Genomic DNA, 20,060 nt, shown 5'->3' with positions numbered 1-20,060 from the left:
CAGTGACGGAGTGACGCATCATGCTGTTCCGCAATCTCGGCCCGCAGGGCCCCCGCATTTCCGCAATCGGCCTCGGCTGCATGGGCATGTCCGATTTCTACGGCCCGGCCGATGAGGCCACCTCCATCGCCACCATCCATGCCGCGCAGGATGCCGGGATCACCTGGCTCGACACCGGCGATTTCTACGGCATGGGCCACAATGAGATGCTGCTGCGGGAGGCGCTGCGGGGCGGCCGGCGAGACCGCGCCTTCCTCGCCGTGAAGTTCGGCGCGCAGCGCGACCCCTCCGGCGCCTTCATCGGTTTCGACACGCGCCCCGCCGCGGTGAAGACCGCGCTGGCTTATACGCTGAAGCGCCTCGGCACCGACCATATCGACCTGTACCAGCCCGCCCGCCTCGACCCCGCCGTGCCGATCGAGGAGACGGTGGGCGCGATCGCGGAGCTGGTGGCAGCCGGCCATGTGCGCCACATCGGCCTGTCCGAGATGGGCCCGGCCACCATCCGCCGCGCCCATGCCACCCACCCGATCGCGGCCTTGCAGATCGAATATTCGCTGATGTCGCGCGGGCCGGAGGCGGCGATCATGCCGCTGCTGGAGGAGCTGGGCATCGCCCTGAACCCCTATGGCGTGCTGTCCCGCGGCCTGCTGGGCGGCAGCCTGCCGGGCGGGCGCGGCGACTTCCGCGCCCATTCGCCCCGCTTCCAGGGCGCGAACCTGGCCCGCAACCAGGCCCTGGCCGCGGCGGTGGCCGCGCTGGCCGAGGAACGCGGCGCGACGCCGGCGCAGATGGCCATCGCCTGGGTGCTGGCGAAGGGGCCGCACATCATCCCCCTGGTCGGCGCCCGCCGCCCGGAACGCCTGGCCGAGGCGCTGGGCGCGCTGGAGCTGCGCCTGACCCCGGCGGAGGTCGCGGCGCTGGAGGCGGCGGTGCCGGCGGAGGCCGTGGCCGGCACCCGCTACGACGCGCATCAGATGGCCATGCTGGACAGCGAGCGCCCGGCCGCCTGACAAGGGCGCATGACCGACGACCCGAGTCCCGACCCCGCCGCCACCCGCATGCTGGACGCCGCGGAGGCGCTGATCCGCCGCCACGGCCCGGCCAAGGCGACGGTGGTTGATGTCGCCCGGGCGCTCGGCATGAGCCATGGCAATGTCTATCGCCACTTCCCCAGCAAGGCGGCGCTGCGGGAAGCGGTGGTGGCGCGCTGGCTGCATGCGGTGGTGGAACCGCTGGAGCCGATCGTCACCGGCGCGGCGCCGGCGCCGGAGCGGATTGCCCAGTACATCCGCACCCTGGCCGGGCTGAAGCGCCAGAAGGTGCTCGGCGACCCGGAGCTTTTCGCCGCCTATCACCTGCTGGCGGAGGAGCACCGGGACGCGGTGGCCGCCCATGTCGCGACCCTGCGCCGCCACCTGGCGACCATCCTGCGCCAGGGGCAGGCGCAGGGGGCCTGGAGTCTGGCCGACCCCGAGGCCACCGCGACGCTGCTGCTGGAGGCGACGCTGCGCTTCCACCACCCGCACCATGTCCGCGAACAGGCCGGTGATACGGGTGCCGAGGCGCGGCTGGATGCGCTGCTGGCGGTGCTGGTGCGCGGCCTGGGTTAAGCCAGCGCCGCCTGCAGCCAGGCGCCGAAGGCCAGCACGGTGGAGCGGCGAGAGGCCATCTCCGTCATCACCAGATGGTAGCCGGTGCCATCATCCAGCGTTTCGGGAAAAGGCCGCACCAGCCGCCCGGCGGCCAGCGCATCCGCCACCAATATGCCCCAGCCAACCGCCAGGCCCTGGCCGGCCTCGGCGGCGGCCAGCGCCAGGGCGGTCTCGTCGAAGCGCGGGCCGGGGGCAGCCAGCGCCGGGTCCAGCCCGGCGGCCAGCAGCCAGTCGCGCCAATGCGGGCGTTCGGCGTAGTGCAGCAGGGTGGCCTGGGCGATGGCCTCGGCCGGCGCCAGGTTCTGGGGCAGGTAGCCGGGGGCGCAGACGGGGAACAGCACCTCCCGCGTCAGCGGGCGCACCACATGGCCGGGCCAGTCGCCGGCACCGGCGCGGATCGCCACATCCACATCGGCGCCATGCAGCTGCGCGAAGTAGCGATGCGTCTCCAGCCGCAGCTCGATCCAGGGATGCTGCCGCGTGAAATCCGCGATGCGCGGCGCCAGGACACGCATGGCGAAGGTGCGGGCGGCGTTCACCACCAGGGTGGTGCGGGAGCGCGGTTGGCCGATGCGGAACAGCCCCGCCTCGAGTTGTTCCAAGCCGCGCCGGACGTAATCGGCCAGCAGGTCGCCGGCCTCGGTCAGCTTCAGGCCGCGCGGGCCGCGCAGGAACAGCGGCTCGGCGAGCTGGTCCTCCAGCGACTTCACCTGGCGGCTGATCGCGCCCTGCGTCACGCCCAGCTCCTCCGCCGCGCGGGCCATGTTCAGGTGGCGCGCGGCTGCGTCGAAGACGCGGAGCGCCTGGAGGGGAAGGCCGGAGACGCCTTGAGGTAGGCTCATGCCTCGGCACCTTAATGGGTTGCTACCGGGGGCGCCAAGCGGGGGGCAGACTGCGAGCGGACCGGCCGGAGCCTTTGGCAAAGATGCATTTCGACCCCGTCACGCTGCAGATCCTGTGGAGCCGGCTGATCTCGATCGCCGATGAGGCCGCGGCGGCGCTGCTGCGGACCTCCTTCTCCACCATCGTCCGCGAGTCGAACGACTTCGCCACGGTGCTGATGGATGCGGAGGGCAACAGCCTGGCGGAGAATTCCATCGGCATCCCGAGCTTCGTCGGCCTGCTGCCGCGCACCCTGCGCCACATGCTGGCCGAATATCCGCTGGAGGAGCTGCGGCCGGGGGATGTGCTGATGACCAACGATCCCTGGATGGGGACGGGGCATCTGCTGGACATCACCACGGCGATGCCGGTGTTCCATGGCGGCAAGCTGGTGGCCTTCGCCGGCGCCACCTCGCACATGCCGGATATCGGCGGCACGCTGTGGTCGGCCGATTGCACGGAGGTCTTCGAGGAAGGGCTGCGGATTCCGCCGACGAAGTTTCTCGTGGAAGGCCGCGAGAACCGGGAGGTGGTGCGCTTCATCCGCGGCAATGTGCGCGTGCCGGACCAGGTGATGGGCGACATCCAGGCGCAGATCACGGCGATTTCCGTCTGCGCCCGGCGGGTGGTGGAGTTCCTGGCGGATACCGGCCTGGCGGACCTCACCGCGCTCTCCGCCACGCTGCAGGCGCGTGCGGATGGCGCGATGCGCCAGGCCATCGCGGCGCTGCCGGATGGCACCTGGCACGGCACGGTCTTCGCGGATGGCTATGAGGAGGCGGAGACGCGCATCCAATGCGCGGTGACCATCGCGGGCGACAGCCTCAGCGTGGATTATGCCGGCACCTCGCCGCAGATCGCGCGCGGGCTGAACAGCGTGATGAACTACACCTACGCCTACACGGTCTATCCGCTGAAATGCGCGCTGGACCCGATGACCCCGCGCAACGAGGGCAGCTACCGCGCCATCGGCGTGACGGCGCCCGAGGGGTCCATCCTCAATCCGCGCTGGCCGGCGGCGGTGAATGCGCGGCATCTGACGGGGCTGTTCCTGTCGGGTGCGCTGTACAAGTGCCTGGCGCAGATCGCGCCGGGGCTGGTGGTGGCGGACAGCGCCTCCCCGGCGCCGCGGCCGGTCTATACGGGGCAGGATGACCGTGGCGACCGCTTCAGCCAGGTGCTGTTCGGCAGCGGCGGCATGGGGGCGACGCAGGGCAGGGACGGGCTGAACACCACGGCCTTCCCGACCAATTCCGGCTCCGGCTCCATCGAGGCCTTCGAGGCTTCCGCGCCGATCCTCGTCTGGGGCAAGGACCTGCTGCCGGACAGCGGCGGGCCGGGGCAGTTCCGTGGCGGGCTGGGCCAAAAGATCGAGCTGGAGGTGATGACCGACCAGCCGGTGCGCCTGTCGCTGATCTCGGACCGCATGAAGCATCCGGCCGGCGGGCTGGATGGCGCGCGGGCAGGTGCGCCGGCGCTGGTGCAGTTGCAGGACGGGCGCAAGCCGCATCCGAAATCCCGCACCATGCTGGCGCCGGGGGATCGGCTGACCATGCATCTCGGCGGGGGCGGCGGCTATGGCGACCCGGCGGCGCGCGACCCGGCGGCGGTGCAGCGCGACATCGCGGATGGCTACGTCACGCCCGAAGGGGCGCAACGCGACTATGGGAGGAAACAACAATGACAATAAAGCTCACCCGTCGTGCCCTGGCTGCCGCTTTTTCCGCAGTGCCCTTCGCGGCGCGGGCGCAGGCCAACTGGCCAACGCGGCCGCTTCGGATGATCGTGCCCTTCGCGCCCGGTGGCGGGTCCGACACGCTCGGCCGGCTGCTGGCCACGCCGCTGGCAGCGGAATTGGGCCAGCCCGTGGTGGTGGAGAACCGCGCCGGCGCCGGCAGTCAGATCGGCGCCGAGGCGGTGATGCGGAGCCCGCCCGATGGGCTGACCCTGCTGCTGGGCGACACGCCGCTGGCAACCATCCCGGCCGTGCAGGCGGCAACCGGCCAACCGGTGGCCTTCGACACCGGGCGCGACTTCACGCCGATCGCGACGCTCGGCGTGGCGCCGGCGCTGCTGGTGGTGGCGAGCAATTCCCCCTTCCGCACCACGCGCGACCTGCTGGAGGCAGCGCGGGCGCGGCCGGAGGCGGTGAACGTGGCCTCGGGCGGCACCGCCACCAGCACGCATCTGATGATCGAGCTGTTGCAGATGCGCAGCGGCGTGAAGGTGACGCATGTGCCCTATCGCGGCACCGGCGCGGCGCTGCCGGATGTGCTGAACGGCACGGTGCAGGCGATGATCCAGGCCATGGCCACCGCCGCGCCGCTGGTTGCTGCCGGGCAGATGCGCGTGATCGGCGTGGCGGCGGAACAGCGCCTGGCCTCGATGCCGGATGTGCCGACGCTGCGCGAGCAGGGCGTGGATCTGGTGGCCGGCTTCTGGTGGGGCGTGCTCGGCCCGGCCGGCATCCCGGCGCCCATCGTAGAGCGGCTGCAGCAGGCGATCGACAAGTCGATGGCGACGGAAGCGGTGCAGGCGCGGCTGCCGGCGCTGGGGCTGCAACGGCTGCAACTCGGCCCGGACGCCTTCCGGACGATGCTGGTGAATGAGACGGCGCGCTGGCGCGAGGTCGTGACGACGGCGGGGATCAAGCCTGAATGAGTGATGCTGCGCGCCCCTACCGCATCGGAGTCGATGTCGGCGGGACCTTCACCGATTTCGTGCTGGTGGATGACGCCACCGGCCGCGTGCTGACCGGCAAGCGGCTGACCACGCCGGATGATCCCGGCCGCGCCATCCTGGAGGGCATCACCCGCATCCTGTCCGAAGCGGGCGGTGCCATCGGCGATGTGCGCCAGGTGGTGCATGGCACGACGCTGGTGACCAACACCGTGATCGAGCGCAAGGGCGCGCGCATCGGCCTGATCACCACGCGCGGCTTCCGCGACAGCCTCGAGATGGGGCGGGAGATGCGCTACGACCTCTATGACCTGTTCCTCGACAAGCCGGAGCCCTTGGTGCCGCGGCCGCGCCGCCATGCGGTGACGCAGCGGCACGATGCGCGCGGGCGAGAACTGGTGGCGCTGGTGGAATCCGAGGTGCGCGACGCGGCACGCGCGCTGCGCGCCGATGCGGTGGAGGCGGTGGCGGTCTGCCTGCTGCACGCTTATCTCGACCCCGCGCATGAACGCCGCATCGGCGCGATCCTGGCGGAGGAATTGCCGGGCGTGCCCGTCACGCTCTCCTCCGACGTGGCGCCGGAGATTCGCGAATACGAACGTGCGAATACCGCCTGCGTGAATGCCTATGTGCTGCCGCTGATGGATCGCTACCTGGCGAGCCTGGAGGCGGAGCTGCGGCGGCGCGGCCTCGGCGGGAAGCTGCATCTGATGCTTTCCGCCGGCGGCATCGCCTCCGTGGGTTACGCGCGCGCCAACCCCGTGCAGTTGATCGAGAGCGGCCCGGCCGCAGGTGCCACCGCCGCGATGCATTACGGGCGCATCGCCGGTGTGTCGGACATGATCTCCTTCGACATGGGCGGCACGACCGCGAAGATGTGCCTGATCGAGAAGGGGGAGGCGGAGCATGCCTCGACCTTCGAGGCCGCCCGGGTGCGGCGCTTCCGCAAGGGGTCGGGGCTGCCGCTGAAGGTGCCGGTGATCGACCTGATCGAGATCGGCGCCGGCGGCGGGTCCATCGCGCATGTGAATGCGATGGGGCTGCTGAATGTCGGGCCGGAATCGGCGGGCTCCGTGCCCGGGCCGGTCTGCTACAAGCGCGGCGGCACGCGGCCCACGGTGACGGATGCCGACCTGCTGCTGGGCTATCTCTCGCCCGAGTATTTCCTCGGCGGCGAGATGGCGCTGGACCTGGCGGCGGTGGAAGGCGCGATGCAGGCGCATCTGGGCCAAAAACTGGGCATGACGGCGCTGCAGGTCGCCGCCGGCATCCACAGCATCGTCAATGAGAACATGGCCGCCGCGACGCGCATGTATGTGGCGGAGAAGGGCCGCGACCCACGCCGCTACGCCATGCTCGCTTTCGGCGGCGCCGGGCCGGTGCATGCCTATGGCCTCGCGAAGCTGCTGAAACTTTCCCGCATCATCGTGCCGCAGGGGGCGGGCGTCGCCTCGGCCCTGGGGTTCCTCGTCGCGGCCCCGGCCATCGACCTGGTGCGCTCCGGCGTGCAGCGGCTGACGGCGGTGGATTGGGACGAGGTCGCGCAGAAATTCGCGGCGATGGAGGCGGAGGCGCGGGCGATGCTGCTGGATGCCGGCGCGGCACCCGGCGACGTGCAGTTCCGCCGCAGCGCGGATATGCGCTACGCCGGCCAGGGTTTCGACATCAGCGTGCCGATCCCCGGCAGCGCCGATGCGGAGACCGTCGAGCACGCCTTCCGCGAAACCTATTTCGGCCTCTTCGACCGCCGCATCAGCGGCGTGCCGATGGAGGTGCTCTCCTGGCGCCTGCATGCCAGCGCCAGCCGGCCGGAGGTGCCGCACAGCTTTACCCCGCCGCCCGGCGAGGGTGCGGCGCTGAAGGGCCACCGCCAGGTGTGGTTCGCGGAGACGGGCCTCGCCCCCTGCGCCGTCTATGACCGCTACCGCCTGCCCGTGGGCCAGCGCATCGCCGGGCCCGCCGTGGTGGAGGAACGCGAATCCACCGTCGTCATCGGCCCCGACGCGCACATCACCCGCGACATCCACGGCAATCTGCTGATCGACATAACGGAGGAGACAACCCCATGAGCAAAGCGGCAGATTACGCCTGGCTCGACGGCAAGCTGGTGCCCTGGGCCAATGCCACCATGCATATCTCCACCGAATGCGTGTTGCGCGGGGAGAATGTGTTCGAGGGCATCCGTGCCTATTGGAACGAGGACCAGCAGGAGCTTTTCACCTTTCGCCACGCCGACCACATCGCCCGGCTGCGCCAGGGCGCGCGCATCATGCGCATGACGATCCCGTACTCCGATGCGGAGATCGAGGCGGCGAGCCTGGAGCTGATCCGCGCCTGCAACTACCGGGAGACGATCCACTACCGCCCCGTGGTCTATTTCGCCGAAGGCGAGCTGACGCATTACCTGCCGAGTGAAATCCGCACCGGCTTCTTCATCCTGGCCTTCTCCATGCCGTCGAAGAAGGTGCAGGAGACGGGCGTGAAAAGCGCCATCAGCACCTGGCGCCGCAACAGCGACCTGGCCTCCCCGTCGCGCATCAAATCCGGCGCGAATTATCATAACTCGCGGCTTGCCTATATCGAGGCGCGGATGAACGGCATGGGTCCGCCGGTGATGCTGAACGCGGCCGGCAAGGTCGCGGAAGGCCCCGGCGCCTGCGTGATGATCGTGCGCCATGGCAAGCTGATCACACCGCCGGTCACCGCCGACATCCTCGAATCCATCACGCGGGAAACGCTGATGGAACTGGCGCGCGAGGAACTCGGCATGGAGGTGGTGGAGCGCGATGTGGACCGCTCCGAACTCTACGTTACCGACGAAGCCTTCTTCTGCGGCAGCGGCGCGGAGGTGCTGCCGATGGTCTCGATCGACCACTACGACATCGGCGATGGCACGCCCGGCGAGGTCACCCGCAAGCTGCAGGGCCTTTACAACGATGCGGTGCGCGGGCGGCTGGAGAAGTACCGCCACTGGCTGACGCCGGTCTGGCGCGGCAACGCCACGAAGGCGGCCGCGGAATGACGCGCAGCGTTGGAAGGCTGGTCGCCGAAAGCCTCGCCGCACACGGTGTGGACCTGCTGTTCTGCGTGCCGGGCGAGAGTTTTCTCGGCCTGACGGATGCGCTGGTCGATGTGCCGGCGTTGAAGCTGGTGGTGTGCCGTCACGAAGGCGGCGCCGCCTATATGGCCGCCGCCGATGGCCGCATGCGGGCCGGGCGGGCAGGGGTGTGCATGGTCTCCCGCGGCCCGGGCGTCTCCAACGCCATGATCGGGCTGCACACGGCTTTTCATGACGCCATCCCGATGGTGCTGCTGATCGGCCAGGTGGAACGGCGTGACCGTGGCAGGGGTGCCCTGCAGGAGCAGAACTACGAAAAGTACCTGGCGGATACGGTGAAGGCCGTGATTCCGGTGGACCTGCCGATTCAGGCCAGCGAGGCGATCGCGCGCGCCTTCCACCTGGCCGAATCCGGCACCCCCGGCCCGGTGGCGGTGGTGCTGCCGGAGGATGTGCTGGACGAGCCGGCCAATGACATCCCGCTCGCAAAGCCGCGCATCCGCGCCACCCCCGGCCCGGCGCCGGCGCAGGTGGAGGAACTCGCGAAACGCCTGGCCACCGCGCAGCGCCCGGTGGTGCTGGTCGGCGGCGCGATGGATGGCCCGCCCGCGGCGCTGGCCGCGCTGAAGCGCCTGGCGGAGGAATGGTCGCTGCCCGTGGCGCCCACCCATCGCCGCCCGCATCTCTTCGACAGCCACCACCCCAACTACGCCGGCTATATCGGCAACCGCGTGCAGCCGCCGCTGATGGCCGCGTTGCGGGAGGCCGATCTGCTGGTGGCCCTCGGCGAACGGATGACCGATGTGGTCAGCCAGTCCTACACCTGGCCCACCGCGCCGGACCCGCAGATCCCGCTGGTGCATGTCTGGCCCGACCCCTCCGAGCTCAACCGCGTCTTCCGCGCCGATTTGCCCATGGCCTGCGATCCGGCCCTGCTGGTGGAGGCGCTGCTCGCCCGCAAAACCCCGCCGACGCCGCCCGGCCGCGCCGCCTGGATCGCCCGCCTGCACGGGCTGCATCGGGACCTGACGGCGCCGCGCTGGGACAAGGCGCCGGATGGCGTGAATTTCTCCGCCGTCTGCGTCGCGGTGGCGGAGCGCATGACGGCGGATGCGGTGCTCACCACCGATGCCGGCAATTTTACCAGTTTCGTGCATCGCCACATCCCGTTCCGGCCCGGCCAGATGTTTTTGGGGTCTGCCGTGGGTGGCATGGGGGCGGGGATGCCGATGGCTGTGGCCGCCAGCATCCGTCATCCCGGCCGGCAGGTCATCGCCGTGACCGGAGATGGCGGCGCGCTGATGACGGGCAACGAGATCGCCACCGCCATGCGCCACGGCGCGGCCCCGGTGCTGCTGGTGTCGGATAACGGCACCTATGGCTCGATCGGCATGCACCACGCCAACCGCTACCCCGGCCGCAACTACGCCGACGCGGCCGACCTGGTGAACCCGGATTTCGCCGCCTGGGGCCGCGCCTTCGGGGCGGAGGGCTTCACCATCGCCTCCGAGGCCGATATCGCCCCGGTGCTCGACGCCGCCCTGGCGCCGCGCACGAAGCCCGCGGTGGTGCATGTGCGGGCCTCGGCCCTGCAGGTCACGGCGTGGAAGCGGTTGAAGGGCTAGCCTCCTCCAGCGCGGGCTGGGCGGGCCGACGGGCCGCCCAGTCCAGCAGCGCATCCAGCACCGGGCACAGCGCCTCCCCCCACGGCGTCAGCCCGTACTCCACCCGCGGCGGCACCTGCGGGTGGAGCGTGCGGGTGACAATTCCGTCGCGCTCCAGCTCCCGCAGATGCTGGGCCAGCATCTTCTGGGAGACAGCGGGGATCGCCCGCTCCAGCTCCGAGAAGCGCAGCACGCCGCCGCCGAAAAGCTGGAACAGGATCTCCATCTTCCAGCGGCCATCCAGCAGGCGCAGCGCGTCCTGCACCCCGGCGGCGGCCATCCCGGGCGTCACATCCGCCAGCTTACCCGTGGGTGAGTAGCTGACCTTCCGGTCGGTTCTGGCCATGCGCCAGCCTACCGCGCATCTCTGGGGCCAGCCAATCACCGGATCGGACCGCCAGATGACCGCCATCCTGCCTGCCTCGCTCGCCACCTATTTTGCCGCGAAGAACCGCCACGACACGGCGGCGATGCTGGCCTGCTTCAGCGCCCATGCCACGGTGCGCGACGAGCGGCAGGAGATGACGGGCCTGCCCGCGCTCCGCGCCTGGATCGAATCGACCACCGCCCGCTACGCCGTGCAGTCCGAGCCGCTGGAATGTCATGAGGAAGCGGGACGCAGCATCGTCCGCGCCCGCGTCTCCGGCAGCTTCCCCGGCAGCCCGGCCGTGTTGACCTACCGCTTCGGCCTCGCCGCGGACGGGCGGATCGACGCGCTGGAGATCGGCTGAACCGTCTCCGTGCTGCCGGCGTCACGCCCACCCCCTCCCCGTCCGCGCCATTTTGCCATACCCATGGCCCAACAGGCCGGGGGAACAGCATGGACCAGGTGGATTGCGTGGTGGTGGGGGCAGGGGTCGTCGGCCTCGCCGTGGCCCGCGCCCTCGCCCAGGCGGGGCGGGAGGTGCTGGTGCTGGATGCGGCGGAAGGCATCGGCACCGAGACATCCTCCCGCAATTCGGAGGTGATCCACGCCGGCATCTACTACCGCGCCGGCAGCCTGATGGCGCAGACCTGCGTCGCCGGGAAATGGAAGCTGTACGACTACTGCGAAAGCCACGGCGTGCCCTACCGCCGCTGCGGCAAGCTGATCGTCGCCACCAGCGAGCAGGAGGCCGAGCAGCTGGAAGGCATCCGCCAGCGCGCCGCCGCCAATGGGGTGGATGACCTCCGCTTCATCTCGGGCGAGGAAGCGCGTGGGATCGAGCCTTCGCTGGCCTGCACCGCGGCGCTGGTCTCGCCCTCTACCGGCATCATCGACAGCCACGCCTACATGCTCGCTTTGCAGGGCGATGCGGAGGATGCGGGGGCCATGTTCGCCTTCCACGCGCCGGTGCTGCAGGGCCGCGTCGCCGGCGCGCAGATCGAGTTGGAGGTGGGCGGGGCGGAGCCGATGGCGCTGGCCTGCAACCTGCTGGTGAACTCCGCCGGGCTGCATGCGCCGGGCCTGGCGCGACGGATCGACGGGGTGCCGGAGGCGCATATCCCCGGCGCCTTCTACGCCAAGGGCAACTACTTCAGCCTGACCACGAAATCCCCCTTCAGCCGGCTGATCTACCCGGTGCCGGTGCCCGGCGGGCTGGGCACGCACCTGACCATCGACCTCGGCGGACAGGCGCGATTTGGCCCGGATGTCGAGTGGATCGACCACATCGACTACAATGTGGACCCGCGCCGCGGCGACCTGTTCTACGAATCGATCCGCCGCTGGTGGCCGAGCCTGCCGGATGGCGCGCTGGCGCCCGGCTATTCCGGCATTCGCCCGAAGACGGTGCCGAAGGGCGCGCCGGGCCAGGATTTCGTCATCCAGGGGCCGGCGGTGCATGGCGTGGCCGGGCTGGTGAACCTGTTCGGGATCGAAAGCCCGGGGCTGACAGCCTCCCTGGCGCTGGCGGAGGAGGTGATGGGGGTGGTCAGGGCCTGAACAGCGCCCACCAGCGCGCCTCCTGCTGCAACAGCTTCACCCGCTCCGCCTCCAGCGCCTTCAGCGTGGCCGCGACCTCCCTGTCGAAGGCCGCGGGAAACGGCAGGGCGGGGCAGAAATCGGAGCGGCTGCGCCCGGTCCGCTCATCGATGCCGCCGGCCTTCCAGTTCGCCACCGTGGCGCGGAAGGCCTGGGCATGCGCCAGGAAGGCGGCGAAGCTGGGCGGGATTTCCGACTGCACCGAAAGGTGGTGCAGCCGCAGGATGATGTCCTGCCGGCGCTCGTTCAGCGGCAGGAAGATCTCCTGCGTCCAGAGCATCCAGGCCTTTAGCTGCGCCTGATCCGGCAGCTTCGACGCATCGGCGAAGAAATCGGCCTGTGCAATGACCTTGCGGTCACTCTCCCGGTCGTCGAACAGGAAGCGGTTCTTGAAGGAGAGGAAGGCTTCCTCCCCCGCCGCGTTCAGCGCGTGCAGCGGGCCGTAATAGTCGCGGATCTGCGCCTCGATCCGCTCGCGGCTGTATTTGCGCGCGGCGTCCTTGCGCTGCCGCGCCAGGTTCCAGTTGACGCCGATACCGGCCAGCAGGGCTGCCACCCCGGTCCGGATGAAGAAGTCCAGGAACGCGTCCATGGCCGGAGGCTAATCCGCCCGGCGACGGCCCCGCAACGGCATCCCGCATCCTGCGCAGGATGCCGCGCGGCTCCCGGTGCCCTGGCCGGGCCGCTACAGCGTGAAGGCCACGCCCTTCTCCGGCACCAGCACGCGGGCCTTGGCGCCCGCCATCTCCCGCTCGAACAGGGATGCATCCGGCGCGATCATCGGGAAGGTGCCGAAATGGCAGGGGATGGCGGTGGTGACCGTCGGCAGGAAGCGCTTCACCGCGAGGGCGCCACGCTTGCCGTCCATGGTGAAGCGGTCGCCGACCGGCACCATGGCGACGGTCGGGCTGTGCAGCTCGCCGATCAGCGCCATGTCGCCGAACACCTCGGTGTCGCCCATGTGGTAGACCACCGGCTCGCCCTTCGCTTTCGGCGTGATCACCAGCCCGCCCGGCAGGCCGAGATCCTGGGTGATGCCGTTCTCGTCCATGACGGAGGAGGAGTGGAAGGCGATGGTCAGCGTCACCGAAAAATCGTCCTGCTGCGTGGTGCCGCCGGTGTTCATCGGGTCCATGGCCTTCAGCCCCTGGCGGGCCAGCCACATGCAGATCTCGAAATTCGCCACCACCTTGGCGCCCGTGCGCTGGTGAATCGCCATGGTGTCGCCGACATGGTCGCTATGGCCATGCGTCAGCAGGATGTGGGTGGCGCCGGCACTCGCCGCCTCGGCATCGCCCTGGAACACCGGGTTGCCGGTCAGGAAGGGGTCGATCATCACGACCGAGTTGGCGAATTCCAGGCGATAGGCCGAATGCCCGAACCAGGTGATTTTCATCGATCGTCTCCGTCTGTCGCGGGCGCCTTCTAACCCGGCGGCGCCTCCAGCGTCACCTTGGCGGGGCAAGCAGCTTCCAGATGCCGGTGGCGGCGATCACCGCCGTATCGCCGGCCCGCAGCGTGCCGCGCACGAAGACCACGCTGCGGGTCTGCCGGGTGATCTCGCCGGAGCCCACCAGGAACTGGCCGGGCATGGCCGCGGCCAGATAGTGCAGATCGAGCTGGATGGTCGCCAGGTTCATCCCGCCGCCGATCGCCTGGCGCACCGTCAGCCCAAGCGTATGGTCCATGAAGGTGGCGAGAATCCCGCCATGGATCACGCCGCGGCCATTGGCGTGCTCCGCCCGCGCCTGAAAACCGTATTCGGCGCCGCGCTGCCAGAGCTCATTGGCGGTCTCCGGCAGGCCGGAGGGCGTGACGATGTTCCAGCCTTCGGCGGCCGGGTCGAAATCAGGGTTCTGCATCGCCTCAGTCTTCCGCGGATTCGCGCCGCGCGCCATCCAGCAGCGCGTCCCGCCGCGCCTCCGCCTGCCGGTCGGCAAGCTTCTCGGCCTTGGTGCGGCCGTGCTTCACGCGATTGGCGGCGGCCTCCGCCTCCGCCTGCCGCTTCGCCTGCGCCTTGCGGTGATGGTTGAGGTTGACGAGCTTGCCCATCCGGGAACACTACAGCCCGGAACCTGCGCGGGAAAAGTCATGCAGATCGAGCTGAATGCGGCCGACGGCCATCGCCTCTCCGCCTATCGCGCCGGCCCTGCCGATGCGAAGCGCGCCCTGGTGGTGGTGCAGGAAATCTTCGGCGTGAACCGCCACATGCGCCATGTCTGCGACGCCTTCGCGGCGGAGGGCTACGCCGTGGTCTGCCCGGCGCTGTTCGACCGCGTCGAGCGCAATGTCGAGCTCGGCTACGCGGCGGAAGACGTGGCCCGTGGCCGCGACCTGCGCGCCAAGGTGGATGAGAAGGGCACGATGCTGGACATCGAGGCCGCCGCCGCCGCGCTGCCCGGCACCGCCTCGCATGGCATCGTCGGCTATTGCTGGGGCGGCACCATCGCCTGGTGGGGCGCGACCCGCAGCACCAGCTTCAAGGCGGCCTGCGGCTGGTATGGCGGCGGCATCGCCGGCACCCGGACGGAAGTGCCGAACTGCCCGGTGCAGCTGCATTTCGGCGAGGTCGATGCCTCCATCCCGATGTCCGACGTGGAACTGATCCGCCAGGCGCAGCCGGGCGTCGAGATCTTCGTCTACCAGGGCGCCGGCCACGGCTTCGGCTGCGAGGAACGCGGGTCCTACAAGCCGGCCGACGCCGATGTGGCGCAGGCCCGGACCCTCGCCTTCTTCGCCAAGCATCTGGGGAGCTGACGCCATGCTCGGCTACTACATCACGTCCGGCATCTGCCTGGCGCTGCTGGTGATGATCCCGATCTGGAGCCCGAACGGCGCGCAGCCGAGCTATCCGTTCTGGGTGATCCTGCTGCTGGCGCTGGTCGTCCTCATCGTGCCGATGGTGCTGAAGCGCCGCAAGCGCGAGGGTGCGGCGCAGGCCGGCGAGCTGGCGGTGCGGCTGGAGGAAGTGAAGGACTGATACCAGATCCCGGTGATCGTGACCGATCACCGCCTCGATCGCCGGTGCCGGCATCCGCCGGCCTGGCTACGCGCCACGTGACGCAGGCGGGCGCAGGTTTCCATCAATGGGATCTGGCATGAGCCCGCCGCGGCGCCGGATCAGCGCCGCCGCAACACCGCCGCGGCACCGATTCAGCGCCGCCGCAACACCGCCGCGGCGGCGGCCGGCGCCGTGCCGAGCAGGCCCAGCAGCAGCGCCAGCGGCAGCGCGGCAGCGGCGCCGATCTGGCTGAAGCCGAGCGCGCCGGCCACGCCGCCGCCGATGAAGGCGCCCAGCATCGTCGCCAGCAGCCGCAGCTTGGGGCGATCGGCCATCACCGGCGGCGCGTCGCGCCGGTTTTCCTCGGCCCGGTTGTTCTCGGCCCGGTTGCTCTCGGCCCGGTTCCAATAGGCCAGCTTGCCCAGCTCGATCCCGATATCCGTGACGATGCCGGTCACATGCGTGGTCCGCAGCCGCGCGCCCGAAACCTTGGTGATGGTGGCGTTTTGCAGCCCCATGATGAAGCACAGTAGCGGCACCGCCGCGGCCACCGCCACCGGGCCGCTCGCCAGCACCATCCCCGCCGCCCCCAGCCCGGCCAGCAGCACCCCCTCCAGCAGCAGCGGCAGCGCGTATTGCCGGCGGCTGTCGTTCCGCCGCCCCCAATTGATCAGCCAGGCGGAGGTCGCGGCACCGGCCATGAAGCAGCCCAGCGCCGCCAGCCCGGCCCCTGCCAGCGCCCAGGCGCCGAGCGCGGCATTGTCCGCGATGGAGGAGACGATGCCCGACATGTGGGAGGTGTAGTGCCCGACGGCGAAGAATCCGCCCGCATTGATGGCGCCCGCGATGAAGGCCAGCGCCAGTGCCAGATGGCGGTCGCCATCCTCGCTCCGCTGATGTGCCACCAGGCGATGCGCGAACAGGATGGCGGGCGCGATCGGGCTTAGCAGGCGGGTCCGCATCAGGCCTGCGCCGGCCTCATGCGGATCGGACGGGAGGCGGGGGACATGGGCGCTACGCCGTGCGGTTGAGGTGACGGGAAGGTAGCGCCGGCCGGGCCGGTGCCGCAACGGCACGTGCGCGCTCCGCAGAATGATCGCACGGGTCGGCGCGGGGTCCGCATGGAACCTTTGGCGCAACGGTGCGTCCTTCTGACCAGGGTTTCAGTCAGGAAGTGGTCAAGCCGGCATGCACAGGATCATTCCCCCCATTCTCGCCCTCGCCGTCGTGTCGCTCGGTGCCTTCGCCGCCACCTCGATCGATTGGAACGCCGGGTCGGCGGAGGCGCCGGAAGCGGCGCAGCGCCAGAATGCGGAGGACGCGGCGCGGAGCGGGGCCGTGGCGGCCGTGCGCGCGCATCTGCTGCGCCAGGGCACGGACAACCTGACGGCGATCGAGACCCACCCGCTGGATGAGGCCGGCGGCTATGCCGTCTGCGGCAAGCTGGGCGGGCGGGGCGGGCCGGATGTCGTGGCGCGGGTGATCCCGGCCTCGGGCTTCCTGGTCGGGCCGGAAGGGCGGCAGTCGGAACCGGATCTGGCCCGCGCCTCGCGCAGCATGGTTGTTATGGAGGATGGCCCTGGCCTCTGGCGCGGCGGCGCGCCTGGCATGCCGTGGCAGCGCTATTGCGGCACCAGCAACCGCGCGGCGCCGGACCTGACCGTCGCATCGGGCCAGGCCGGCCCGGCAGGCGGCCCGACGGCTGGCGCGCTGATCCGGGCCAGCCTGGAAGGCGCGCCGGCCCGGGAGGACCAGCAGCCGGAGATCGGCAGCACCGAGGTCGGCAGCACCGAGATCGGCGGGGGCGGTGGCGGCAGCGTGACGGTGCTCAGCCCGGTGCGGGTGCGGTCAGGCCCGAGCGGCCAGTCCGACATCCTGTGGGTGGCTGAACGCGGCCGCGCCTTCACCGTGCATGGCCATGCGCCCGGCGGCTGGGTCCAGATCGGCGACGCGACGGCGCCGGCCGGCTGGGCGCATTCCAGCCTGCTGGCGAGCACGATGTAGCGCCTCAGCCGCGCAGCACGCGGCCGGCCACCACATCCAGCTTCGCCAGCAGCGCCGGGTCGCGCATCTCCGGCGCGGTGATCAAGGCATGGTCCAGCGCCCGGTCGCAGCCGGCCGGGCAAAGGCCGCGCGGGGCGCCGAGGCCCGGCACCACATCGGCCACCAGGGCGCGGGCCTTGTCGGCATTGCCGAACAGCACTTTCACCACCTGGTCCACCGTCACATGGTCATGGTCCGGGTGCCAGCAGTCGAAATCCGTCACCATGGCGACGGTCGCGTAGCAAAGCTCCGCCTCCCGCGCCAATTTCGCCTCCGGCATGTTGGTCATGCCGATCACGGAGCAGCCCCAGCTCCGGTACAGCAAGCTTTCCGCCTTGGTGGAGAATTGCGGGCCTTCCATCACCAGGTAGGTGCCGCCGCGCGTCACCGGCAGGCCGAGCTTTTCCGCCGAGGCCTGCAGGGCATCGCCCAGCCGCGGGCAGACCGGATGGGCGACCGAGACATGGCCGACGCAGCCGGTCTCGAAGAAGGACTTCTGGCGCGCGAAGGTGCGGTCGATGAACTGGTCGACGATGACGAAATGGCCCGGCGGCAGTTCCTCCTTCAGCGACCCCACGGCCGAGAGGGAGATGATCTCGGTGCAGCCGGCGCGCTTCATCGCGTCGATATTGGCGCGGTAGTTCAGCGCGGAGGGCGGCGTCGGGTGGCCGCGGCCGTGGCGCGGCAGGAAGCGCACCGGCACGCCGGCCAGGGTGCCGTGCAGGATCTCGTCCGAGGGCTCGCCCCAGGGGCTGTCGACGCGCTTCCATTCGCGCCCTTCCAGGCCCGGAATGTCGTACAGGCCGGAGCCGCCGATCAGGCCGATGACGGGGGTGACGGTTTCGGACATGGCAAGGCTCCTGACTGCGCGGGGCTTCTACAATGGGAGAGGCGCGGCTTGAAGCGCCGCCCGGGACAAAGGCGCCGCCTGAAGCCGCAGGCCTGAAAGCAGAAAGGGCCGCCCCCCTGCGGGGACGGCCCTTCCGGAAACCGGCCGGGAGGCTGGCTTCAGTGCTTCACGTCAGCCCAGACCTTGCGCTTCACGGCGTAGGTCAGGCCGCCGAGGACGATCAGGAACAGGATCATCTTCACGCCCATGGCGCGGCGCTGCTCGGTCTCCGGCTCCGCCGCCCAGGCCAGGAAGGTGGCCACGTCGCGGGCCATCTGGTCCACGGTGGCCGCGGTGCCATCGGCGTAGGTCACCTGGTCGGGGTTCAGGATCGGCGGCATGGCGATCTGATGGCCCGGGTAGTAGGCATTGTAGTGCATGCCTTCCGCCACGGTGAAGCCGGCCGGCGGATCGACATAGCCGGTCAGCAGGGCGTGCAGGTAGTTCGCACCATTCGGCCGCGCCTTGGCGATCACCGACAGGTCCGGCGGATAGGCGCCGTTATTGGCCGCACGTGCCGCCAGTTCATTGGCGAAGGGCCGGCGGAAGCGGTCGGACAGGCGGGCCGGGCGGTCGAACATCTCGCCCATGTCGTTCGGGCCGTCACGCACCTCGACGCCGGCGGCGATCGCACGCGCCTGGTCCTCGCTCAGCCCGATCTCCACCAGGTTGCGGTAGGACAGGTGGTAAAGGCCGTGGCAGGCAGCGCAGACCTCGTTGTAGACCTGCAGGCCGCGCTGCGCGGAACCGCGGTCGAAGGTGCCGAAGAAGCCCGCGAAGCCGAAGCCGGCGTCGGGCAGGACGATCGCCTCGCCGGCCGCACGGGCCGGGGTCGGCGCCACGGCGCCGAGGCTGGCGGCGCCCAGTGCCAGGGCGCCGATCAGGTTGCGGAAGCCCCGCTTGAGGTCACGCATCAGGCCTTCTCCATCGGCTTCGCCGCGGCGCCCGCCATCACCGGTCCGCCACCGCGGAGGACAGGCATGGCGATGCTCTCGGGCAGCGACAACGGCCGTTCGAGGCGGCCAAGCAGGGGCAGGATCACCAGGAAGTAGCCGAAGTAATAGGCGGTCGCGATGCGGGAGACCGTCACATACGGCTCCTCCGCCGGCTTGCCGCCTGCCCACATCAGCACGAAGAAGGCGATCAGCCACAGGAACAGCGCCCACTTCGCGATCGGCCGGAAGCGCATGGACCGCACCGGGGAGGTATCGAGCCAGGGCAGGATGAACAGCACCGCGATGGAGCCGAACATCAGCAGCACGCCGCCCAGCTTGTCCGGCACCGCGCGCAGGATGGCGTAGAACGGCAGGAAGTACCATTCCGGCACGATATGCGCGGGCGTCACCAGCGGGTTCGCCGGGATGTAGTTGTCCGGGTGGCCGAGGTAGTTCGGCATGAAGAACACCAGGAAGGCGAAGACGATGAAGTAGACGATCAGGCCGACGCTGTCCTTCGCCGTGTAGTACGGGTGGAAGGGCAGGGTGTCCTGCGGGCCCTTCGGGTCGATGCCGAGCGGGTTGTTGGAGCCCGTGATGTGCAGCGCGGCGACATGCAGGAAGACCACGCCGGCGATCACGAAGGGCAGCAGGTAGTGCAGGCTGAAGAAGCGGTTCAGCGTCGGGTTGTCGACCGAGAAGCCGCCCCACAGCCAGGTCACGATGCTCTCGCCGACGATCGGGAAGGCGGAGAACAGGTTGGTGATGACCGTGGCGCCCCAGAAGGACATCTGGCCCCAGGGCAGCACGTAGCCCATGAAGGCCGTGGCCATCATCAGCAGGAAGATGACGACGCCGAGGATCCACAGCAGTTCGCGCGGCGCCTTGTAGGAGCCGTAGTACATGCCGCGCCAGATGTGGACGAAGACCACGATGAAGAACATCGAGGCGCCGTTCATGTGCACGTAGCGGATCAGCCAGCCATAGTTCACGTCGCGCATGATGCGCTCGACGCTGTCGAAGGCGTAGGCGGTGTGCGGCGTGTAGTTCATCGCCAGGAAGATGCCGGTCGCGATCATGATCATCAGCGTGACCATGGCGAGGGCGCCGAAATTCCAGAAGTAGTTGAAATTCCGGGGCGTCGGGAACGTCCCGTATTCCTTCTGCATCATGGTGAACACCGGCAGCCGCTGGTCTACCCAGCGGATGACGGGGTTCTGGATGGTGCTGTCGTGAAGGCCGATGGCCATCTTGCCTGGCTCCTCAGTGGAGGCCGAAGGGCGGGCGCGGA

22 protein-coding genes are annotated in these 20,060 nt (G+C 70.0%); 12 read left to right on the top strand and 10 right to left on the bottom strand.

Annotated elements, in window-relative coordinates; genetic code table 11:
* The first annotated feature begins 20 nt into the window (after positions 1-20).
* Both HB662_RS06470 and HB662_RS06465 read left to right on the top strand, forming a co-directional pair.
* The gene (locus HB662_RS06470) at positions 21-1,013 is read left to right on the top strand and encodes an aldo/keto reductase (protein WP_168048390.1); all 993 of its coding nucleotides are present in this window, start codon (positions 21-23) and stop codon (positions 1,011-1,013) included.
* 9 nt (positions 1,014-1,022) lie between these two features.
* Positions 1,023-1,613 (top strand): TetR family transcriptional regulator, encoded by a 591-nt coding sequence (locus HB662_RS06465; RefSeq protein WP_168048388.1) that lies wholly within the window; start codon positions 1,023-1,025, stop codon positions 1,611-1,613.
* On the opposite strand, the gene HB662_RS06460 is transcribed toward HB662_RS06465, so the two are convergent.
* Positions 1,610-2,497 carry a LysR substrate-binding domain-containing protein gene (locus HB662_RS06460; protein WP_168048386.1) on the bottom strand — a complete coding sequence of 296 codons (888 nt, stop codon included), beginning with the start codon at positions 2,495-2,497 and terminating at the stop codon, positions 1,610-1,612. The genes HB662_RS06465 and HB662_RS06460 overlap by 4 nt on opposite strands.
* A gap of 83 nt (positions 2,498-2,580) precedes the next feature.
* Here HB662_RS06460 and HB662_RS06455 point away from each other — a divergent pair, with 83 nt between their 5' ends.
* From HB662_RS06455 to HB662_RS06435, 5 genes are read left to right on the top strand one after another with little or no spacing between them, the layout of a single operon-like run.
* Positions 2,581-4,221 carry a hydantoinase B/oxoprolinase family protein gene (locus tag HB662_RS06455; RefSeq protein ID WP_209443140.1) on the top strand — a complete coding sequence of 547 codons (1,641 nt, stop codon included), beginning with the start codon at positions 2,581-2,583 and terminating at the stop codon, positions 4,219-4,221.
* Positions 4,218-5,198, top strand: a complete 981-nt coding sequence (locus tag HB662_RS06450) for a Bug family tripartite tricarboxylate transporter substrate binding protein (RefSeq protein ID WP_168048382.1) — start codon at positions 4,218-4,220, stop codon at positions 5,196-5,198. The genes HB662_RS06455 and HB662_RS06450 overlap by 4 nt, the downstream gene beginning before the upstream one ends.
* Positions 5,195-7,285: a hydantoinase/oxoprolinase family protein gene (locus HB662_RS06445; RefSeq protein ID WP_168048380.1), complete on the top strand. Its 2,091-nt coding sequence runs from the start codon at positions 5,195-5,197 to the stop codon at positions 7,283-7,285. The genes HB662_RS06450 and HB662_RS06445 overlap by 4 nt, the downstream gene beginning before the upstream one ends.
* A complete protein-coding gene (locus HB662_RS06440) occupies positions 7,282-8,238 on the top strand; it encodes a branched-chain amino acid transaminase (protein WP_168048378.1) in 957 nt (318 codons plus the stop codon). The genes HB662_RS06445 and HB662_RS06440 overlap by 4 nt, the downstream gene beginning before the upstream one ends.
* A complete protein-coding gene (locus tag HB662_RS06435; RefSeq protein ID WP_168048376.1) occupies positions 8,235-9,899 on the top strand; it encodes a thiamine pyrophosphate-dependent enzyme in 1,665 nt (554 codons plus the stop codon). Before HB662_RS06440 ends, HB662_RS06435 begins: the two co-directional genes overlap by 4 nt.
* Here the strand turns inward: HB662_RS06435 and HB662_RS06430 are convergent.
* The gene (locus HB662_RS06430; protein WP_245185516.1) at positions 9,871-10,218 is read right to left on the bottom strand and encodes a winged helix-turn-helix transcriptional regulator; all 348 of its coding nucleotides are present in this window, start codon (positions 10,216-10,218) and stop codon (positions 9,871-9,873) included. The genes HB662_RS06435 and HB662_RS06430 overlap by 29 nt on opposite strands.
* A 64-nt stretch (positions 10,219-10,282) precedes the next feature.
* On the opposite strand from HB662_RS06430, the gene HB662_RS06425 reads away from it, so the two are divergent.
* Together HB662_RS06425 and HB662_RS06420 are read left to right on the top strand one after the other, a co-directional pair.
* A complete protein-coding gene (locus HB662_RS06425; RefSeq protein ID WP_209443139.1) occupies positions 10,283-10,669 on the top strand; it encodes a nuclear transport factor 2 family protein in 387 nt (128 codons plus the stop codon).
* An 89-nt stretch (positions 10,670-10,758) separates the two neighbouring features.
* The gene (locus HB662_RS06420) at positions 10,759-11,862 is read left to right on the top strand and encodes an NAD(P)/FAD-dependent oxidoreductase (protein ID WP_168048372.1); all 1,104 of its coding nucleotides are present in this window, start codon (positions 10,759-10,761) and stop codon (positions 11,860-11,862) included.
* Here HB662_RS06420 and HB662_RS06415 read toward each other — a convergent pair.
* The 4 genes from HB662_RS06415 to HB662_RS06400 all read right to left on the bottom strand — a co-directional run bounded on the left by HB662_RS06415 (position 11,852) and on the right by HB662_RS06400 (position 13,953).
* A complete protein-coding gene (locus HB662_RS06415) occupies positions 11,852-12,493 on the bottom strand; it encodes a hypothetical protein (protein ID WP_168048370.1) in 642 nt (213 codons plus the stop codon). The two genes, HB662_RS06420 and HB662_RS06415, sit on opposite strands and share 11 nt — an antisense overlap.
* Positions 12,494-12,586: 93 nt before the next feature.
* A complete protein-coding gene (locus HB662_RS06410) occupies positions 12,587-13,297 on the bottom strand; it encodes a metal-dependent hydrolase (protein ID WP_168048368.1) in 711 nt (236 codons plus the stop codon).
* A gap of 52 nt (positions 13,298-13,349) precedes the next feature.
* Entirely contained in the window at positions 13,350-13,763 is a 414-nt protein-coding gene (locus tag HB662_RS06405) for a PaaI family thioesterase (RefSeq protein ID WP_168048366.1), read from the bottom strand.
* Between the two features lie 4 nt (positions 13,764-13,767).
* On the bottom strand, positions 13,768-13,953 hold the full coding sequence (locus HB662_RS06400) for a DUF4169 family protein (RefSeq protein WP_168048364.1): 186 nt from the start codon (positions 13,951-13,953) through the stop codon (positions 13,768-13,770).
* 39 nt (positions 13,954-13,992) lie between these two features.
* On the opposite strand from HB662_RS06400, the gene HB662_RS06395 reads away from it, so the two are divergent.
* Together HB662_RS06395 and HB662_RS06390 are read left to right on the top strand one after the other, a co-directional pair.
* On the top strand, positions 13,993-14,658 hold the full coding sequence (locus HB662_RS06395) for a dienelactone hydrolase family protein (RefSeq protein WP_168048361.1): 666 nt from the start codon (positions 13,993-13,995) through the stop codon (positions 14,656-14,658).
* A gap of 4 nt (positions 14,659-14,662) precedes the next feature.
* On the top strand, positions 14,663-14,881 hold the full coding sequence (locus HB662_RS06390) for a hypothetical protein (RefSeq protein WP_168048359.1): 219 nt from the start codon (positions 14,663-14,665) through the stop codon (positions 14,879-14,881).
* Between the two features lie 173 nt (positions 14,882-15,054).
* Here the strand turns inward: HB662_RS06390 and HB662_RS06385 are convergent, their stop codons facing one another.
* Positions 15,055-15,864, bottom strand: coding sequence for a YoaK family protein (locus tag HB662_RS06385; RefSeq protein WP_168048357.1), 810 nt, complete (start codon positions 15,862-15,864; stop codon positions 15,055-15,057).
* Between the two features lie 226 nt (positions 15,865-16,090).
* Between HB662_RS06385 and HB662_RS06380 the strand changes: the two genes are divergently transcribed.
* Complete coding sequence (locus HB662_RS06380) at positions 16,091-16,906, top strand: SH3 domain-containing protein (protein WP_168048355.1); 816 nt, start codon at positions 16,091-16,093, stop codon at positions 16,904-16,906.
* 4 nt (positions 16,907-16,910) lie between these two features.
* Here HB662_RS06380 and HB662_RS06375 read toward each other — a convergent pair whose 3' ends face one another.
* The 3 genes from HB662_RS06375 to HB662_RS06365 all read right to left on the bottom strand — a co-directional run bounded on the left by HB662_RS06375 (position 16,911) and on the right by HB662_RS06365 (position 20,019).
* The gene (locus HB662_RS06375; RefSeq protein ID WP_168048352.1) at positions 16,911-17,795 is read right to left on the bottom strand and encodes an S-methyl-5'-thioadenosine phosphorylase; all 885 of its coding nucleotides are present in this window, start codon (positions 17,793-17,795) and stop codon (positions 16,911-16,913) included.
* Positions 17,796-17,953: 158 nt separating this feature from the next.
* On the bottom strand, positions 17,954-18,748 hold the full coding sequence (locus HB662_RS06370) for a cytochrome c1 (RefSeq protein WP_168048350.1): 795 nt from the start codon (positions 18,746-18,748) through the stop codon (positions 17,954-17,956).
* Positions 18,748-20,019, bottom strand: coding sequence for a cytochrome b (locus HB662_RS06365; protein ID WP_168048348.1), 1,272 nt, complete (start codon positions 20,017-20,019; stop codon positions 18,748-18,750). The genes HB662_RS06370 and HB662_RS06365 overlap by 1 nt, the downstream gene beginning before the upstream one ends.
* Between the last annotated feature and the right edge of the window lie 41 nt (positions 20,020-20,060).

Origin of the sequence: Falsiroseomonas frigidaquae (assembly GCF_012163145.1) — a bacterium.
GTDB classification, from domain to species: domain Bacteria; phylum Pseudomonadota; class Alphaproteobacteria; order Acetobacterales; family Acetobacteraceae; genus Falsiroseomonas; species Falsiroseomonas frigidaquae.
The sequence above is the reverse complement of the archived record's forward strand: the minus strand, read 5'-3'. Positions and strand labels throughout refer to the sequence as shown.

Bases quoted from the DNA above. Each gene is read 5' to 3' on its own strand.
- HB662_RS06455 (WP_209443140.1), top strand. From the start codon at position 2,581: ATGCATTTCGACCCCGTCACGCTGCAGATCCTGTGGAGCCGGCTGATC.
- HB662_RS06365 (WP_168048348.1), bottom strand. From the start codon at position 20,019: ATGGCCATCGGCCTTCACGACAGCACCATCCAGAACCCCGTCATCCGC.
- HB662_RS06420 (WP_168048372.1), top strand. From the start codon at position 10,759: ATGGACCAGGTGGATTGCGTGGTGGTGGGGGCAGGGGTCGTCGGCCTC.
- HB662_RS06380 (WP_168048355.1), top strand. From the start codon at position 16,091: ATGCACAGGATCATTCCCCCCATTCTCGCCCTCGCCGTCGTGTCGCTC.
- HB662_RS06385 (WP_168048357.1), bottom strand. From the start codon at position 15,864: ATGCGGACCCGCCTGCTAAGCCCGATCGCGCCCGCCATCCTGTTCGCG.
- HB662_RS06460 (WP_168048386.1), bottom strand. From the start codon at position 2,497: ATGAGCCTACCTCAAGGCGTCTCCGGCCTTCCCCTCCAGGCGCTCCGC.
- HB662_RS06370 (WP_168048350.1), bottom strand. From the start codon at position 18,748: ATGCGTGACCTCAAGCGGGGCTTCCGCAACCTGATCGGCGCCCTGGCA.
- HB662_RS06425 (WP_209443139.1), top strand. From the start codon at position 10,283: ATGCGCCAGCCTACCGCGCATCTCTGGGGCCAGCCAATCACCGGATCG.
- HB662_RS06390 (WP_168048359.1), top strand. From the start codon at position 14,663: ATGCTCGGCTACTACATCACGTCCGGCATCTGCCTGGCGCTGCTGGTG.
- HB662_RS06400 (WP_168048364.1), bottom strand. From the start codon at position 13,953: ATGGGCAAGCTCGTCAACCTCAACCATCACCGCAAGGCGCAGGCGAAG.
- HB662_RS06470 (WP_168048390.1), top strand. From the start codon at position 21: ATGCTGTTCCGCAATCTCGGCCCGCAGGGCCCCCGCATTTCCGCAATC.
- HB662_RS06450 (WP_168048382.1), top strand. From the start codon at position 4,218: ATGACAATAAAGCTCACCCGTCGTGCCCTGGCTGCCGCTTTTTCCGCA.
- HB662_RS06415 (WP_168048370.1), bottom strand. From the start codon at position 12,493: ATGGACGCGTTCCTGGACTTCTTCATCCGGACCGGGGTGGCAGCCCTG.
- HB662_RS06465 (WP_168048388.1), top strand. From the start codon at position 1,023: ATGACCGACGACCCGAGTCCCGACCCCGCCGCCACCCGCATGCTGGAC.
- HB662_RS06430 (WP_245185516.1), bottom strand. From the start codon at position 10,218: ATGGCCGCCGCCGGGGTGCAGGACGCGCTGCGCCTGCTGGATGGCCGC.
- HB662_RS06375 (WP_168048352.1), bottom strand. From the start codon at position 17,795: ATGTCCGAAACCGTCACCCCCGTCATCGGCCTGATCGGCGGCTCCGGC.
- HB662_RS06435 (WP_168048376.1), top strand. From the start codon at position 8,235: ATGACGCGCAGCGTTGGAAGGCTGGTCGCCGAAAGCCTCGCCGCACAC.
- HB662_RS06405 (WP_168048366.1), bottom strand. From the start codon at position 13,763: ATGCAGAACCCTGATTTCGACCCGGCCGCCGAAGGCTGGAACATCGTC.
- HB662_RS06410 (WP_168048368.1), bottom strand. From the start codon at position 13,297: ATGAAAATCACCTGGTTCGGGCATTCGGCCTATCGCCTGGAATTCGCC.
- HB662_RS06395 (WP_168048361.1), top strand. From the start codon at position 13,993: ATGCAGATCGAGCTGAATGCGGCCGACGGCCATCGCCTCTCCGCCTAT.
- HB662_RS06445 (WP_168048380.1), top strand. From the start codon at position 5,195: ATGAGTGATGCTGCGCGCCCCTACCGCATCGGAGTCGATGTCGGCGGG.
- HB662_RS06440 (WP_168048378.1), top strand. From the start codon at position 7,282: ATGAGCAAAGCGGCAGATTACGCCTGGCTCGACGGCAAGCTGGTGCCC.